The following is a 15,592-nucleotide window of genomic DNA, read 5'->3' as shown; positions in this document are numbered from 1 at the left end:
CGGTCAGCGGTAGCGGGCGATGGCGAGGTCGGCGGTTTCGATGTCGGCCTTGCGGTCGCTGACGATGTCGGCGATCACCCTGCCGGAGCCGCAGGCCATCGTCCAGCCCAGCGTGCCGTGGCCGGTGTTGAGATACAGGTTGGCGTAGCGGGTGGCGCCGATCACCGGCGTGCCGTCCGGCGTCATCGGGCGGAGGCCGGACCAGAAGCTGGCGGCGGCAAGATCGCCGGCGCCTGGGAACAGATCCCCGACCGAGAAGGCCAGCGTCTCGCGGCGCCGTTCGGGCAGGGCGTGGTTGAAGCCGGAAATCTCTGCCATGCCGCCGACGCGGATGCGGTCGCCGAGCCGGGTGATCGCGATCTTGTAGCTTTCGTCCATCAGCGTCGACACCGGGGCGATCGCCGGGTCGACGATCGGCGCGGTGATCGAATAGCCCTTGATGGGGTAGACCGGCAGATGGATGCCGAGCGGCCGGACCATCGCCGCCGAATAGCTGCCGAGCGCCAGCACGTAGCGGTCGGCGATGATCGTGCCGCGATCGGTCCTGACCCCGTCGATCCGGCCGCCGGACACATCCATTCCGGTGATCGCGGTATCGTGGAGGAAAGTGACGCCGCCCTGTGCCGCCAGCGCCGCCAGCGCGTTGGTGAACATGAAGCAGTCGCCGGTTTCGTCGTGCGGCAGGCGCAACCCGCCGACCAGCTTGTGGCGGGACGCGGCCAGCCCCGGTTCGGCGGCGACGCAGCCGGCGACGTCGAGCACCTCGAACGGCACGCCGCCCGCCTGAAGCACGGCGACGTCCTTGGCGATATCGTCGAGCTGCTTCTGGGTGCGGAACACCTGCAGCGTGCCCTGCATCCGCTCGTCATAGCGGATGCCGGTGTCCCGGCGCAGCGCGTCGAGCATGTCGCGGCTGTATTCGGCGAGCCGGACCATCCGCGCCTTGTTCACCGCGTAGCGCGCGCTAGTGCAGTTGCGCAGCATCGCCAGCAGCCAGCGCAGCATCTCCGCATCTGGCTTCGGCCGCAGGATCAGTGGCGGATGCCGCATCATCAACCATTTGATCGCCTTGTGGGGAATGCCGGGCGCGGCCCAGGGCGAGGAATAGCCGGGCGAAACCTCTCCGGCATTGGCGAAGCTGGTTTCGAGCGCCGGGCCGCCCTGACGGTCGATCACCGTCACCTCGTGCCCCGCCTTCATCAGATAATAGGCCGACGTGACGCCGATGACGCCGCTGCCCAGAACCGCGATCTTCATGCTGCCCCCGATGCTGCCGGCGGTTCGCTGTCGCGGTAGACGCGGTGGTAGCGGTGGCCGAGGCTGGTGAGAATCTCATAGGAAATCGTGCCGGCATCCGCGGCGAGCTGGTCGAGCGACTGGTGCGGGCCGATCAGTTCCACTCGGTCGCCGAGTTTCAGCGTGCCCGGCGGCAGCGCCGTCACGTCGAGGGTGATGCTGTCCATCGACACGCGGCCGGCGATCGGCAGGCGGACGCCGTTGTAATAGGCGGCGCCGCGATTGCCGAGCGCGCGCGGCAGGCCGTCCGCATAGCCGGCGGCGATCGTCGCGATCCGCGTTTCTCGGTCGGCGGTGAAGGTCATGCCGTAGCCGACGCCGGCGCCCGCCGGGATGGTGCGGACCTGGATGACCCGCGCGTCGAGGGCGACGACCGGCCGCATCGGGTTGGGGGCGGCATCGTTCGGCGCGGCGCCGTAGAGCGAGACGCCGGGGCGGACCAGCGCCAGGTGAAAATCGGTGGGGAGGAAACTGCCGCCGGAATTGGCGAGCGACAGCGGCACGCCGGGAAACAGCGCCGCCGCTGCCGCGAAATTGCGCCGCTGCGCTTCGTTGGCCGGGTGGTCCGGCGTGTCGGCGCAGGCGAGATGGCTCATCAACAGCACGACCGGCACGGCGGCGCGGAAATCGGCGTCACCGGCCAGCGTCCCGGCCTCCGCCGGCGTCATGCCGAGGCGTGACATGCCGCTGTCGACCTGCACGACCGCATCGCGCGGGTTGCCGGACCCGCGCGCCGCCGCCTGCCAGCGCCGTGCCTGATCGAGCGAATTGAGCACCGGAATCGCGCCGGCGGCGATGCAGGCGGTCTCGCTGCCCGGCTGCAGGCCGTTCAGCACATACAGGCGGGCGTTAGTGGGGAGGGCGGTTTTCAGCGCGATCGCCTCGGCCAGATGGGCGACGAAGAAGTCCCGGCAGCCCTCCGCCGCCAGAACCGGCGCGACATGCAGGGCGCCGAGGCCGTAGCCGTCGGCCTTGACGACGGCGGCGGCGCGCGCCGGGGCGACGCGCGCGGCGATCAGGCGGTAATTGGCCCGCAGCGCGCCGAGGGAGATTGTCAGGCACCCACCGGCCATCGCCGAATCGCTGTCGCTCAATGCAGGCATCCTCTCACAGCCGTGATCTTATCGCGCCGCCGTTCGAATTTTTTACGATTGTAGCGCAAATTGATGCATATTACGGTGCCGGATCACCATATCATGCGAGTAGAGTAGAAGATTATTGTGACGATCGATGCGATCGACCGCAACATCATCCGCTTGCTGCGGCTCGACGGGCGGCTGTCCAACAGCGCGCTGGCGGCGGCGGTGGGCCTGTCGCCGTCCGCTTGCCTGCGCCGGGTCAGGATATTGGAAGAGAGCGGGGTGATCCGGGGGTATACCGCGATCCTCGCCGGACCGGAGCGGCATGGGGTGACCGCGATCGTCCGCATCACGCTGGAACGGCAGACCGAGGAATATCTGAACCGGTTCGAGACGGCGGTGCGTCGGCACCCCGAAATCCAGGAATGCTACCTGATGACCGGCGACGCCGATTATATCCTGCGCGCGGTCGCGCCGAGCGCCGCCGCCTATGAGGCGATCCACAAGGACATATTGTCACGGCTGCCCGGCGTTGAGCGCATCCATTCGAGCATCGCGATGCGCAGCGTGCTGCGGCCGGAGCCGAAGGCTCAGCCGCGCGACGCCGCCGGCTGACGCGGCATCGGCCAGGTGTCGGCGAGCCGGTAGCCGGCGGGGAACGGGTCCGCCGGATCGAGCAGATGCTGCTGGGTGCCGGTGATCCAGGCGCGACCGGAGATGATCGGGCTGATCCCCGGCTTGCCGCCGACGGTCAGCGCCGCATCGATGCGGCAATGGAATTCGCTGCCGATGATCGACCGGCCGATGAAGCGTTCGCCGACCTGCATCTCGCCTTTCGCATGAAGCACCGCCATCCGCGCCGAACAGCCGGTTCCGGTCGGTGACCGATCGATCTTGCCCGGCTGGATGACGACGGCATTGGCGGCGGCCAGCGCGTCGCCCTCGCGCGCGACCGGCGCCGCGATCTGGCAGAAGGAGATATGCGCCCAGTCCGGGTTTTCGGGATGGGTGAAGCCAAGCTGGGCGTTGGCGGCGGCGGTGATGCGGATGCCGACGTCGACGAGGTCTTGCGCCTCGTCCGGCGCGATGCGGAAGCCCAGCGCATGGGCGTCGACGATGACGAAGCTGTCGCCGCCATAGGCGGTGTCGACGGTGAGGGTGCCGAGGCCGGGCACCTCCAGCGGCGCGGCGAGCCGGTCGGCGAAGGAGGGGACGTTGCGGACGTGGATCCGCTCCGCCTTGCCGTTGCGGCATTCGGCGCGGACCTCGACCAGGCCGCCCGGCGCCTCCAGCACCATATGGGTTTCGGGCTCCTGCATCGGGATGATGCCCGTATCGAGCAGCACTGTCGCGACGCATATCGAATTGGAGCCGGACATCGGCGGGGTGTCGGCCGGCTCCATGATGATCCAGCCCATTTGCGCCTTCGGGTTCTTCGGCGGGACGAGCAGGTTGACGTGGCGGAAGACGCCGCCGCGCGGTTCGTTCAACACGAAGTTGCGCAGCGTTTCGTCGCGGGCGATGAAGCGCGACTGCGCCCACAGCGTATCGCCCGGCGGCGGGGCGACGCCGCCGACGATGACGTCGCCGACCTCCCCTTCCGCATGGCAACCGACGATGTGGATGGTCCTGTCGCTGCGCATGCGTGCTGTCTCCCTATCTTCCGGTCCGTGCCAAGTCGGTACGGAGATAGCAACGGGAATCTGTGAGAGAAGGGGGGTACCTCTTCTATCGTGCGTGACTAGACGATGTTGCCAAGCACATAGAGCATATCCCCGGGATTAGTGATAGCCAGCGTGATGGTGTTGGAGACCATGCAATGGTTTGGAGAGCGGATCTCTTCTACAGTCTTGCCCTTGAGGTTGACGATTTCGCCTAGGATTTCGCCTTTTTCTACCTCCTGGCCGGCGACCGCGCGGTTAAGAAAAAGTCCGCCGCGCGAAGAGAAGAGAACATGGCCGCCAATCAGGACCCTAGCGTTGGTCTTAACAGCGTCGCCTGGCAGCATGTGGTAGGTTCGCATGACATTGAGGATTCCGGCGATGGTTTTCTCGACCAGTGCTTCCTCGAGCCGCCCTTCGCTGCCGACTTCGCAAAATACCGCCGGGATGCCGGATTTCATAGCTTCCATCACCGCGTTGCCACGTTCGGGGTAGCTTGGCATTTCCGGTATGCTGCCTTGCGGGACTTCCCAGATGAGATCGAAACCAAAGGCCCGCGCCATTTCACGGGTGCGCCGATTTGTCTCGTCGTCCGCGACGGTCAGAATCTCGATATTCTCCTTAAGAGACTCGAACAATTCGCCGCCGTGGAGGTCGATCAGCATGTCGGCTTGCTTGATGATTTGGCGGAATATCGTATCCGCGCTCGAGAAGCTCAGCGAAAGCCCCTGATGCGAGACGTTGCCTGTTCCCTCGACCTTGATGCCGGTTGGGAAGGCCTTGCCGAAGTTGACGCCGTCCAGCGGAGATGCATGGCCGCGCTTGTGTTCGAAGCCCATGACATTCTGCACATGGACGATCAGGACGGTTCCGGACAGGTCAACTGGTTCGATGCGCTCGACCAGGCGGATGGCGGTAAGGACGCCGTTCAGTTCCATGGGGTGGCAAGCCGCCGTGACCGCGATGGTCGGCCCGTCCTGATGCCCACAGATGACGGTCACCGGCACAGTCACCTCTCGCAGCGCCGTTTCGCCGACGGCCAGATCAAAGGTCGTCTTGGTTCCGCGTTCGAACGCCTTACCCGCGATTTCCATTCTTGAAACTCCCATAACGAAAACTATCCAACAAAGCGGAACAGCAACGCGATGCCAAGCCCCGCCCAGGTCCCTAGAAGATTTCCGAGCAAGCCTAGAAGAAGGCCCAGCGCAGCGAGGTTCTTGCCATATTCTGCGCCGACGATTGCTGCGACCGAAGGGCCGCTGACATTTGCAATCGAAGCGATCGCCGGCACGTAAAGAGGGGTACGCAGCGCCCTGCTGATGATAGCCAGGAACAGGATGTGAACTCCGATCCACAATATCCCGGCGAGCAATAAGACCGGAAGCTCTAGGATTGCAGCAATATCCGCCTGCGCGCCGAGCGATGTGAAGAAAATGAACTGTGTAGCGTAGCCAACAGGGGTCGCTCCAAAGCGCTCCAACTTGCGCAACGGAGTGAAGGACAGCAGGATAGCCGATAGCGTCACCGCGAGAATGCCGAACGTGTAGGCGGAGAGCACGCCCTGCATTGCGGGCATCGTGTGCAGGGTATCGCTGATCGCCGAGAACAATGCGGAGCCTGCCCACATGCAGCCGACCGCCACGGGCAGCGCAACTGCGATCAATATTACCAGCTGTTCTGCCGAGACCGGGCTCTGCTCAACCTCAGCCGTCGCGTCGTCGACGTGAGATTCCAGCTCTCTCGGTTCGTAGAAACGGCGCACCCAGTCCTGATGCCGGGCCATGAACAGCACGATCCCGAGCCAAATATACCCGACCGTCGCGTCGACAACGATGGCCGGACCGGTGAGGCGATCTGGCATCGCGACCGCTTCGCGTAGCGCCGCGAAGTTGCTGCCGCCGCCTATCCAGCTTCCGGTAATCGCGACGAATACCGTCCACGCATCGGTGGGCAGGAAGCTGCGAACAAGGTAATAGGACAGGATCGCCCCCGCCATGACTCCGGCGGAGCCGACGAGCATTACCACCAATACCGGCCATCCTAGCCGGAATATCGCCGGGATGTCGGTTGTGACTACGAGGAGAAACAGACCGAAGGGCAGCAGATACTGGGCCATCCAGTCATAGGCGTCGGATTGGCGCGGCAGGATTTCGAGAGAACCGAAAATCGCCGGGACGTAGCAGAGCAGCAGGATTGGCGGCACGACCGCGAAGAAGCGCCTGCCGTAACGGCTTTCCGCTGCCCACATCACGGCTCCAGCGATCAAGCAGCAGACCGCCGCAACCATCATCGGATCTTGAAGAGGCATAGATGGTATATCCGCAGGAAGGGAGCCGGAGGCGGCTTATATCAAAAGCCGCTTCCAGCCTTCACGACAGCAGATCAGAAATTCATGGCGAGCTTTACGCCCATCCAGCGCGGACGACCGTAGAGCAGGTGGTCGACATCGACACCGGGATCGTTGAACGTGTGGACTAAGTAGGCCTTATTGAAGGCGTTTTCGACGAAAGCCGAGATTTCGAATTTGTCCTGCGGCGCTTTCCAGAAGATCCGGAAGTTGGCAACGGCGTAGGAGCCTTGGCTTTCAAGCAGTTGGTTGTCGGGTCCGAAATAAACTTTCGTCTGGAATCGGCCATCCGCCTGCAACGCAAGTTCCCCAGGTATATCTAGAGGCAGCGTGTAGCGGATCATCGCGCTGGCGTTGAACGACGGCGCGTTGGAAAGGCGCTTTCCGTCAACCGGGGTTCCGGTCACCAGAACGCCAGGTCCAGCTTTGATCTTGGTGTGAAGGAAAGCTCCGCTGAAGCGAAGTTCGAAATTCGATGTCGGGCGTGCCCAGAACTCCGCCTCCAGCCCGTAGATGTTGGCATCTCCGAGGTTGGTGAAGCGGCTGGTCGGTGCGCCGTTTACGCCGGGTTCCGTTCCGACCATCTGAATGCCGCGATAATCATAATAGAAAGTCGCGAGATTCAGCGTGGCATTGCCGTCTGCGAAACGCAGTTTGGAACCCAGTTCGTATGCGGTGATCTTTTCCGCGCCAACCGGCCCGACCGCGTTCTGGTTGGATACAGTCGTCGTGTTGTAGACCGGGCTCTTGAAGCCGGTCGATACCGTCGCATAGACCAGCGTATTGTCGTTTGCCTGCCATTCCAGGCCGACCCGGCCGGTGGTTTCCTTCGCCGTCACCGCGCCCGAGGTCTGGAAATAGGGGGTGCCCTGCGTGGTTCCGACAACGGCCCCACTCACCGCGACCAGATTTTCGAGCGTTCGCGTCTCTTCGGTATAGCGCACGCCCAGAATGCCGCGCAGGCGCGGAGCGACTTCGAAGTTGGCCTGGCCGAACAGCGCCCAGGATTTGTCGTTCACCGTCGCATAAGTTCCGTCCTGGAACGCTTCGAAAGCGCTCGTCACGAACTTGTGATCGCGATAGTAAAACACACCGGCAACCCAGTCATAGCCCGAACCCTCGCCGGCGAGGCGGGTTTCGTGGGTAAGCTGCCACGTATCGGCCGAATATGCCTCTACATAGTCGTTCCCACCTGAGTTGGCTGACGCATCGGCATCTTCACGGACGAACTTGTTGACGTCCTCATACGCGGTGATCGAGGTCAGCTTCAGATTGTCGGCGAGCTGCCAGTCGGCGCGCAGATAGCCGCCCCATACTTCCAGATCGTTCCGCAGATTGTCCTGGTTGGAATAAATCCTTCCTGGCTTCGGGTTCGGGTTTACGAAGCCGGCCTGGTTGGAACAGAGGTTTGTCAGGATCTGCGCGTCGGAACAGCGGACGCTGGTATTGTTCGGATCTTGAGTGCCGCGGAAGACCTGTTGCTGATTGGTGCCGTTCGAACGGGTATAGTGCGCCGAAGCAGTCAGTAGAAAGTCCTCTGTCGCGTCGAATTCCAGGGTGGCGCGCAATGATCCCACGTTGGTTCTGGCGTTCCGGCGGTCGAGGACCATGTTCTTCTGCCAGCCGTCGTCGCGGTTATACTGGCCGGCGACGCGGAAGCGGGCGGTGTCGGACAGCGGTCCGCTGATGGCGCCCTGCACCACGACCTGATTGTAGGAACCGTATTGGGCGCTTGCCGACCCGCTAAGATAGTCCGTCGGCTTGCGCGACACGAAAGCAATGACGCCGCCAGTGGTGTTGCGGCCATAGAGAGTCCCTTGCGGGCCGCGCAGGACCTCCACACGCTCGACGTCAAAGATCTGGCCGGTAGTGGCGGAGATGGTGCCCATGTAGACGTCGTCGATATACATCGCGACCGAGGATTCGTTGGCATCGCCATAATCATAGAGCTGTACGCCCCGGATGCCGACGATTGGCACGCCGACGTCGCCGAACGGGCCTTGGAAGTTCATGTTGGGAACCTGAGAGATCACGTCGACCGGGCGCTGGAACCCCATCTGCTCGACGGCGTCACCGGAAAAGGCGGTGATGGCGACGGGCACCTTCTGGATATTCTCTTCCTTGCGCTGGGCCGTGACGACGATATCGCCACCGCCAATCGAGGAGGATACACCAGCCGCTTCCTCCATTTGCGCATGCACAGGCGAAGCCGCGGCCAAGGCGGTCGCCCCGACGGATGCGATCAAGGAAAGGCGGACTGTCGATTTGCTCGAAAGATGAAATCGAGTCATTTTAGAACTCCCTGCTCCACCCGCACATCCCCGCGCGGTATGTTTTCATTGCCGTTTGGACGCCGCGACTGGTGGTGAGCGTCTGCAGGCAGGCAAACCCGACCGCACCTCGTTGCGTCCACGCAAATGAATTCCCGCTTTCAACGCGGCATGCAATCGCTATGGATTGCAATTATCCTTGCGAAAAACGCAAACTACGACTGGGGTTGTGGGAGGAGTCTTGCGTGCTGAATATCGTAAGTCGCTTCACTGTCATTCGTTTTAGGCGGCGCGGCTAGATGGGCGGGCGTTTGTCGCGCTGGCGCTATCTGCTGCTGGCCCTGCCGTTCCTGTGGCAGCTTGGGCTGGCGCCGTGGGCGAACGGGGTGGCGGCGCGGCCGCTGGGCATTCCGTTCGCGATGTTCTGGCAGATCGCCGGGATCGTCTTCGCCTCCGCCTGCATCGCGCTGCTGTACTGGATGGAGCGGCGGGCGGCGCGGGACGGCGCGGATGACGGCGCCGGGGACGGCGAGGGCTCCGGCGCGAACGCCGGCATGGGCGACGGGGCGGGCGGGCGATGATCCTGGCACTGACCGTGGCGATCGTCGTCGGGACGATGCTTGGCGCGCTGCTCTACGGCAAGCGGCAGGCGCGGGCGCAGACCGTCACCGAATGGGCGGTCGGCGGACGGCGGATGGGCACCCTGATCTTCTGGTTCCTGAACGCCGGCGAGATCTACACCACCTTCGCGGTGCTCGGCATTTCCGGCTATGCCTGGGCCTATGGCGCGCCGGCCTACCTCGCCTTCTGCTCGGTGTCGCTGGCGGCGGCGATCGGGTACTGGCTGACGCCGCTGATCTGGGCAGCCGGGCGCGACAGGGGGCTTATCACCCAGGCGGATTTCTTCGATGCGCGCTACGGATCGCGCGCGCTGTCGGTGGTGGTGGCGGTGGCCGGGATCGCGGCGCTGGTCATCTACGTCCAGATCCAGCTGACCGCGCTGTCGGTGATCCTGCAACTGTCGCTCGGCCGGCCGGTGTCGATGATGACCAGCACGATCGCGGCGGCGGCGATGATGCTCGCTTTCGTGTTCTTCGCCGGGCTGCGTTCCGCCGCCTTCGCCGCCGGGGTGAAGGACGTGCTGATGCTGGTCATCGTCGTCGCGCTCAGCGCCACCGTCGCCGACAAGGTGGGCGCGGCGTCGATCATCGACCTGCTGCACCGGGCGGAGGCCACCCACCCGGGGCTGACCAGCCTGCCGGGGTTGCAGCCGGAGGCGGGGCTGGACACGACCTGGCTGATCACCTCCGCGCTGAACGTCGCGCTTGGCACCTACATCTTCCCGCACATGTTCCAGCTCTGCTACGCGGCGAAGGACGGCTGGACGATCAAGCGCAACGCGATTTTCCAGCCGCTCTATTCGCTGTCGTTTTTCTTCATCATCCTGCTCGGCTTCGGTGCGCTGCTGGCGCAGGTGCAGCCGCCGGACGGCGACCTGAACGCGGCGCTGCTTCAGTTCGTCGCCGACAGTTACCCGGCCTGGGCGGTGGGGGTGCTTGCCGGAACCGCCTGCCTGCTGGCGCTGGTGCCGGGATCGGTGCTGCTGCTGGCGGCCGGGTCGATTTTCAGCCGCAACGTGCTACTGCCGCTGCGCCCGGCGATGAGCGAGAAGGGCGCGCTGGTCGCGTCGCGGGCGGCGACCGTCGGTTTCGCGGCGATCGCGGTCTACCTGACGCTGGGCGGCAGCCGTTCGCTGGTCGACATCGGGCTGATGGCGTATAGTTCGATCGGCATGCTGGCGCCGGGCGTGTTCCTGGCCTTCCTGTGGCGGCGAACCAATGCGGCGGGCGTCACCGCCGGGCTGGTCGTCGGCTATGCGGTGCTGCTGCTGCCGGGGCTGGACGGGCTGTGGGCGTTCTTCCCGAACTGGGAAAAGGGGCTGGTGGCGATGGCAGCCAACGCGCTGACCCTGGCCGCCGTGGTGCTGGCGACCGCGCCGCGCGTGGCGCGGGCGGCGGGCTGAACCGTCGCGCTTATGCCGGGGTTGCCGCCCAACTGCGCAGCTTTGCCTCCAATATCGCCAGCAGCCGCGATGGGGCGCCGTCGAGCTGGCGGCCGAGGCGGTGGATCAGGCTGATCGTCGTATGATCGAGATCATTGGCCGCCAGTGGGCGGCTGACCAGCAGACCCTGTTCGATTTCCGCCATCGCGCTGATCGGCGGCAGGATGGTGACCGCTTCGCCGAGCATCGCCGTCGCGCACAGGACGTGGAGCGAATCCGTCGTCAGGCGCGGTTGCAGCCAGATATGCGCGCGGGCTTCCGCCGCGCTCAGCGTCTGGCGGATGCGGAAGCCCTTGGGCGGCAGGCACAGCCGGTGATGGGTGAGGTCGCGCAGCGTTACCCGGTCGAGCGCGGCGAGCGGGTGGCCGGGGGCGCAGATGACCATCAGCGGTTGCAGGGCGGAGGCGCGGACGCGGATCTTGGGCTCGTCGATGCTGTGGAAGACCAGGCCGATATGCACCTCGTCCTCCACCACCATGCGGAGCATGTCGGCGGTGCCGGCGCTGTTGATGACGATTTCGATGCCTGGATTGGCGCGCTGGAAGGAATCGATGATCGAGACGAACGGGCCGCCGAGGAAGCCTTCGCCGACCGCGAGATGGACGATGCCGGTCTTGATGTCGCGCAGCTCGCGCAGCCGGGCGATGAACGCCTCGCGGTCGGCGCGGGCGGAGCGGTAATACTGGTAAGCCAGCTCGCCGGCGGTGGTCAGCTTGATCGACCGGCGGCTGCGCTCGATCAGCTGGACGCCGAGCGTCTGTTCGAGCTGGGCGATCTGGCGGCTGATCGACGAGACGGCGACGCCGATCTTGTCGCTGGCCAGCCGCATCGAGCCGAGCGTCGCCGCTTCGTAGAAATACATCAATGCGATATCGGACATCGGGCCTCTCCTAGGCGGTCGATCTCGCCGCAGTTTTGCGAAAAACGCAATGATAGTCATTCGACGTTGTTATTGAAGTGAGTTTCGTACCGGCGCAACACGCGCCGCGGAGCGAGCGAAGGAGGGTGGTTTTGAACAAGCGCGACCGGGTCGACTGGCGAGGCTATATCCCGGCGATCACCACGCCGTTCGACGCCGAGGGCGCGCTTGACCTGCCGGCGCTCGGCGGCCTGCTCGAATGGCTGCACGGCGAGGGGATGCACGGGCTGATCCTGGCCGGGACGACCGGCGAGTGGACCAGCCTGACGCCCGACGAGCGCCACGGCCTGTTCCGCGCCGCCGGTGCCCAGCTGGGCGCGCGGCTGCCGCTGGTCGCCGGGTGCGGCGCGTTCACCGCCAACGAGGTGCTGGCCTATGCGGCGACGGCGGCGGAGAGCGGATTCCAGGGCATATTGGTGATGCCGCCGCCCTATCTGCGCCCGAACGCGGAGGAACTCGTCGCGTTCTACACGGTGATTTCGCGGGGCAGCGCGTTGCCGGTGTGCATCTACAACTGGCCGCCGGGCACCGGCATCGACATGGACGTGGCGCTGCTCGAGCGGCTGACTGACCTGCCGAATATCGTCGCGGTCAAGCAGTCGACCGGGCGGATGGAGCGGTTTGTCGAGACCTTCTTCGCGTTGGGCGACAAGGTGCGGGTGTTCGGCCACACGATGGACGAGTTCGGCCTGACCCTACTCCAGGCGCGCGGCGGCGACGGCACGATGGGCGCCGGCGGCGTGCTCGGCCGCGCCCAGCCGGATTTCTACAACCATCTATGGGCCGGTGACATCGACGCGGCGCGTGCGTGCGGGCGGCAGGACCGTGCTACGATGGACGCATGGTACACCAGCGATCTGGTCGGCCGATTCGGGTCCGGCCCGGCGATCCTGAAGGCGGCGCTGAACCTGCAGGGCCTGCCGGGGGGCACCGTCCGCCCGCCGCTGCTGCCGGTGTCGGGCGAGGGCGAGGCGGCGATCCGCGACACGCTGACGGCGCTGGGGCGGCTCTGAGCGTTCCGGCGCGGGTCGATGCGCTGATCGTCGGCGCCGGGCTGGTCGGCAGCGCGACCGCCTGGCGGCTGGCGCAGGCCGGGGCCAGCGTGCTGATCGTCGAGGCGGCACACGCCAATGCCGGCGCGTCCGGCCAGAACGCCGGGTCGCTGCATTTCCAGATCGAGCGCCGCTTCCTGGAGCAGGGCGAGGCGAAGGCGGCGGAGGCGGCCGCGATCACCGGCCTCAGCCGGATGGCGGTCGACGACTGGCGCGGGCTGGAGCAGGCGCTGGGCGCCGACCTGCACGTCCACATGCACGGCGGACTGATGGTCGCCGAGACCGCGGACGAAGTGGCGATGCTGGAGCGCAAGGCAGCGCGCGAGCGGGCGGCGGGCCTGTCCGCCGAGCTGGTCGACGGCGCCGAACTGCGGCGGATTGCGCCTTATCTGTCCGAGCGGGTGATTGCCGCCAACCACATGGCCGATGAGGGCCATGCCGATCCGCGCGCGGTGACCCCGGCCTTTGTGGCGGCGGCGCGGGCGGCGGGGGCGGTGCTGGCCGAGCGGACGCGGGTGACGGCGATTGCGCGCCGCGCCGGCGGCTTTGCGGTGACGCTGGCCGGCGCCGGGGCGGGGACGGTGCAGGCCGACCAGCTGCTGATCGCCGCCGGGGTGTGGTCCGCCGGGGTCGGCGCGCTCGCCAATGTCCACCTGCCGCTGTTTCCGGTGGCGTTGCAGATGAACGTGACCGAGCGGGTCGCGCCGTTCCTGCCCCATCTGATCCAGCATGTCGGGCGGCGGCTGTCGATGAAGCAGGCCCATGCCGGCAATGTGCTGATCGGCGGCGGATGGCCGTCGCGGATGGCGGCGGGCGACGGCCGGTTCGACCTGAGTCGGCGGCCGGAATTGCTGGCGCCGTCGCTGGCCGGCAACCTGGCGGTGGCGACGGCGGTGCTGCCGCATGTCGGCGGGCTGAACCTGATCCGCAGCTGGACCGGCACGACCGCGATCACCGCCGACCAGTATCCGCTGGTCGGCGCGGTGCCCTGCGCGCCGGGGCTGTTCGTCGCCGCCGGCGGTTCCGCCTTCACGCTGGGGCCGACCTTTGCCCGGTTGATCGCCGCGCAGATGGCCGGCGGCGGCGCAGCGGCCGAGGCGAAAGCGGCGCTGGCGATCGCGGCGCCGGCGCGGTTCGACCATCTGAACAGCTTCATGGGGGGGTGATGCGGATAGCGGGGACCGAGCGCGGCGCGCCGTTTACTCTCTTCGTCGACGGCGAAGAGATGGCGGCGTTTGCCGGCGAGACGATCGCGACGGCGATGCTGGCGGACGGGCGCGCGGCGATGCGGCGGGACCGGAGCGGGGCGCCGCGCGGCCTGTTCTGCAACATGGGGACGTGCAGCGAGTGTCTGGTCACCTTGCGCGGCGACGGCGGCGCGCGGCGGGTGCGCGCCTGCCTGACCCCGGCGGCGCCGGGGCTGCGGGTCGAGACAGGACCGGCGGCATGATCGACCTCGCGATCATAGGTGGCGGCCCGGCGGGGCAGGCGGCGGCCGAGCAGGCGGCGGCGGCCGGACTGAGCGTTGCCGTGTTCGACGAGCAGCCGCGCCCCGGCGGCCAGATCGCCCGCCAGCCGCCGGCCGGGTTCACCGTGCCGGACTGGCTGGCCGGGCGCGCCTATGCCGAGGTGCGGGCGCAGCTGGCGCGGTTCGAGGGGCTGGGCGGGGTTGCCTGGCATGGCGGCACCGCCGTGGCCGGGCTGGCCGCCGGGGCCGACGGGTTCCGGCTGACGGTGGTCACCCCGGACGGGGCTGAGCGGGTGGCGGCGCGGCGGGTGCTGGTCGCCGCCGGCTGTTATGACCTGCCGGTGCCGCTGCCCGGCTGGACCCTGCCGGGGGTGATGAGCGCGGGGGCGGCGCAGGCCTTCGTCAAGAGCCAGCGGATCGTGCCGGGCGGGCGCTTCGTGCTGGCCGGGACCCACCCGCTGATGCTGGTCGTCGCGGCGCAGATCGTCGAGAGCGGCGGTGTGGTCGCCGCCGTTATGTTCGACCAGCCGCTGGGCCGCTGCGTCGCGCGGGCGCTGGCCGATCCGCTGACGATCGTCCGCCATGCCGGGCTGTTCGTCGACGCGGCGGCGGCGCGGCGGGTGCTGGCGCGGGCCGGGGTGCCGGTGCGGTTCGGGCGGCCGCTCGCGGCGGTGGAGGGCAGCGAGGCGGTCGCCGCCGCGCGCTTTGCCGACGGCAGCATCATGGCCTGCGACCGGGTGGCGCTTTGCTACGGATTCGTGCCGCAGGCGGACCTGCCGCGGCAGGCGGGCGCGACCGTGCGCTGGCAGGCCGTGGCCGGGGGCTGGGCAACCGCGCATGACGCATGGATGGAGACCGACCGGCCCGGCCTGTTCGTCGCCGGCGAGACCACCGGCGTCGGCGGCGCGGCGATCGCGTTGTGCGAAGGACGGCTGGCCGGGATCGGCATCGCCCGGTCGCTCGGCCGGCTGGACGATGCGGCGGCGGCCGGGCTGGCGCGGGCAACGCGGCGGCGGCACGCGCGGCTGTCCGGCTTCGCCCGGATGCTCGCCGCGATCGCCGACCCGGCGGAGGTGCTGGCGCGCGTGCCGCCGGCCGACACCATCCTGTGCCGCTGCGAGGATGTGACCCATGCCGAGATCGACGCCGTGCTGGCGACGGCGACCGCGCCCAATGCGGTCAAGCTGGCCACGCGCTGCGGCATGGGTGTGTGCCAGGGGCGGATGTGCGAGGGTGCGCTGCTGCGCCGTATCGCGGCGGCGGACGGCACGGCGCCGGGGGCCGCCGGCGGCTTCACCGCGCGTTTCCCGGCGCGGCTGGTGCCGATCGACCTGCTTTGCGGGCTGGACGATGTTTCGGCCGAGGCCGTTGCGGATTAAGCAACGAAGTGGTGCGGACGGACGGGTTGATGCGGCGATGCCGGCACGGCACAGTCCGG

The 15,592-nt window shown here is 67.0% G+C and carries 14 protein-coding genes; 7 read left to right on the top strand and 7 right to left on the bottom strand.

The window, feature by feature from the left end; all coding sequences use genetic code 11:
* Nucleotides 1-3 precede the first annotated feature (3 nt).
* Together E4A53_RS08055 and alr are read right to left on the bottom strand one after the other, a co-directional pair.
* Nucleotides 4-1,257, bottom strand: coding sequence for a D-amino acid dehydrogenase (locus E4A53_RS08055; protein ID WP_136162573.1), 1,254 nt, complete (start codon nucleotides 1,255-1,257; stop codon nucleotides 4-6).
* Nucleotides 1,254-2,390, bottom strand: coding sequence for an alanine racemase (gene alr, locus E4A53_RS08050; protein ID WP_338054987.1), 1,137 nt, complete (start codon nucleotides 2,388-2,390; stop codon nucleotides 1,254-1,256). Before alr ends, E4A53_RS08055 begins: the two co-directional genes overlap by 4 nt.
* A 126-nt stretch (nucleotides 2,391-2,516) precedes the next feature.
* On the opposite strand from alr, the gene E4A53_RS08045 reads away from it, so the two are divergent.
* The gene (locus tag E4A53_RS08045) at nucleotides 2,517-2,990 is read left to right on the top strand and encodes an Lrp/AsnC family transcriptional regulator (RefSeq protein ID WP_206366272.1); all 474 of its coding nucleotides are present in this window, start codon (nucleotides 2,517-2,519) and stop codon (nucleotides 2,988-2,990) included.
* Here E4A53_RS08045 and E4A53_RS08040 read toward each other — a convergent pair.
* The 4 genes from E4A53_RS08040 to E4A53_RS08025 form a co-directional block, all read right to left on the bottom strand.
* Nucleotides 2,966-4,018, bottom strand: a complete 1,053-nt coding sequence (locus E4A53_RS08040; protein WP_136162570.1) for a trans-3-hydroxy-L-proline dehydratase — start codon at nucleotides 4,016-4,018, stop codon at nucleotides 2,966-2,968. The genes E4A53_RS08045 and E4A53_RS08040 overlap by 25 nt on opposite strands.
* A gap of 98 nt (nucleotides 4,019-4,116) precedes the next feature.
* Nucleotides 4,117-5,130 (bottom strand): succinylglutamate desuccinylase/aspartoacylase family protein, encoded by a 1,014-nt coding sequence (locus E4A53_RS08035; RefSeq protein WP_168694334.1) that lies wholly within the window; start codon nucleotides 5,128-5,130, stop codon nucleotides 4,117-4,119.
* Nucleotides 5,131-5,153: 23 nt separating this feature from the next.
* Complete coding sequence (locus E4A53_RS08030; RefSeq protein WP_136162568.1) at nucleotides 5,154-6,344, bottom strand: DUF819 family protein; 1,191 nt, start codon at nucleotides 6,342-6,344, stop codon at nucleotides 5,154-5,156.
* A gap of 74 nt (nucleotides 6,345-6,418) precedes the next feature.
* On the bottom strand, nucleotides 6,419-8,674 hold the full coding sequence (locus E4A53_RS08025; protein WP_136162567.1) for a TonB-dependent receptor: 2,256 nt from the start codon (nucleotides 8,672-8,674) through the stop codon (nucleotides 6,419-6,421).
* A gap of 278 nt (nucleotides 8,675-8,952) precedes the next feature.
* On the opposite strand from E4A53_RS08025, the gene E4A53_RS08020 reads away from it, so the two are divergent.
* A complete protein-coding gene (locus tag E4A53_RS08020; RefSeq protein ID WP_136162566.1) occupies nucleotides 8,953-9,234 on the top strand; it encodes a DUF3311 domain-containing protein in 282 nt (93 codons plus the stop codon).
* Nucleotides 9,231-10,676: a sodium:solute symporter family protein gene (locus E4A53_RS08015; protein ID WP_136162565.1), complete on the top strand. Its 1,446-nt coding sequence runs from the start codon at nucleotides 9,231-9,233 to the stop codon at nucleotides 10,674-10,676. The genes E4A53_RS08020 and E4A53_RS08015 overlap by 4 nt, the downstream gene beginning before the upstream one ends.
* Before the next feature lie 10 nt (nucleotides 10,677-10,686).
* Here the strand turns inward: E4A53_RS08015 and E4A53_RS08010 are convergent, their stop codons facing one another.
* Nucleotides 10,687-11,595: a LysR family transcriptional regulator gene (locus E4A53_RS08010; RefSeq protein ID WP_136162564.1), complete on the bottom strand. Its 909-nt coding sequence runs from the start codon at nucleotides 11,593-11,595 to the stop codon at nucleotides 10,687-10,689.
* Between the two features lie 125 nt (nucleotides 11,596-11,720).
* On the opposite strand from E4A53_RS08010, the gene E4A53_RS08005 reads away from it, so the two are divergent.
* Genes E4A53_RS08005 through E4A53_RS07990 form a run of 4 tightly spaced genes read left to right on the top strand, consistent with a single transcriptional unit; the run spans nucleotide 11,721 to nucleotide 15,533 of the window.
* On the top strand, nucleotides 11,721-12,647 hold the full coding sequence (locus E4A53_RS08005; RefSeq protein ID WP_239018194.1) for a dihydrodipicolinate synthase family protein: 927 nt from the start codon (nucleotides 11,721-11,723) through the stop codon (nucleotides 12,645-12,647).
* On the top strand, nucleotides 12,644-13,852 hold the full coding sequence (locus E4A53_RS08000) for an NAD(P)/FAD-dependent oxidoreductase (RefSeq protein ID WP_239018198.1): 1,209 nt from the start codon (nucleotides 12,644-12,646) through the stop codon (nucleotides 13,850-13,852). The genes E4A53_RS08005 and E4A53_RS08000 overlap by 4 nt, the downstream gene beginning before the upstream one ends.
* Nucleotides 13,852-14,136: a (2Fe-2S)-binding protein gene (locus tag E4A53_RS07995; RefSeq protein WP_136162562.1), complete on the top strand. Its 285-nt coding sequence runs from the start codon at nucleotides 13,852-13,854 to the stop codon at nucleotides 14,134-14,136. The genes E4A53_RS08000 and E4A53_RS07995 overlap by 1 nt, the downstream gene beginning before the upstream one ends.
* Nucleotides 14,133-15,533 carry an FAD/NAD(P)-dependent oxidoreductase gene (locus E4A53_RS07990; protein ID WP_136162561.1) on the top strand — a complete coding sequence of 467 codons (1,401 nt, stop codon included), beginning with the start codon at nucleotides 14,133-14,135 and terminating at the stop codon, nucleotides 15,531-15,533. The genes E4A53_RS07995 and E4A53_RS07990 overlap by 4 nt, the downstream gene beginning before the upstream one ends.
* Nucleotides 15,534-15,592: the final 59 nt, after the last annotated feature.

This window comes from Sphingomonas flavalba (assembly GCF_004796535.1).
Classification (GTDB): Bacteria; Pseudomonadota; Alphaproteobacteria; order Sphingomonadales; family Sphingomonadaceae; genus Sphingomonas_L; species Sphingomonas_L flavalba.
This window is presented reverse-complemented; position numbering and strand designations above follow the sequence as displayed.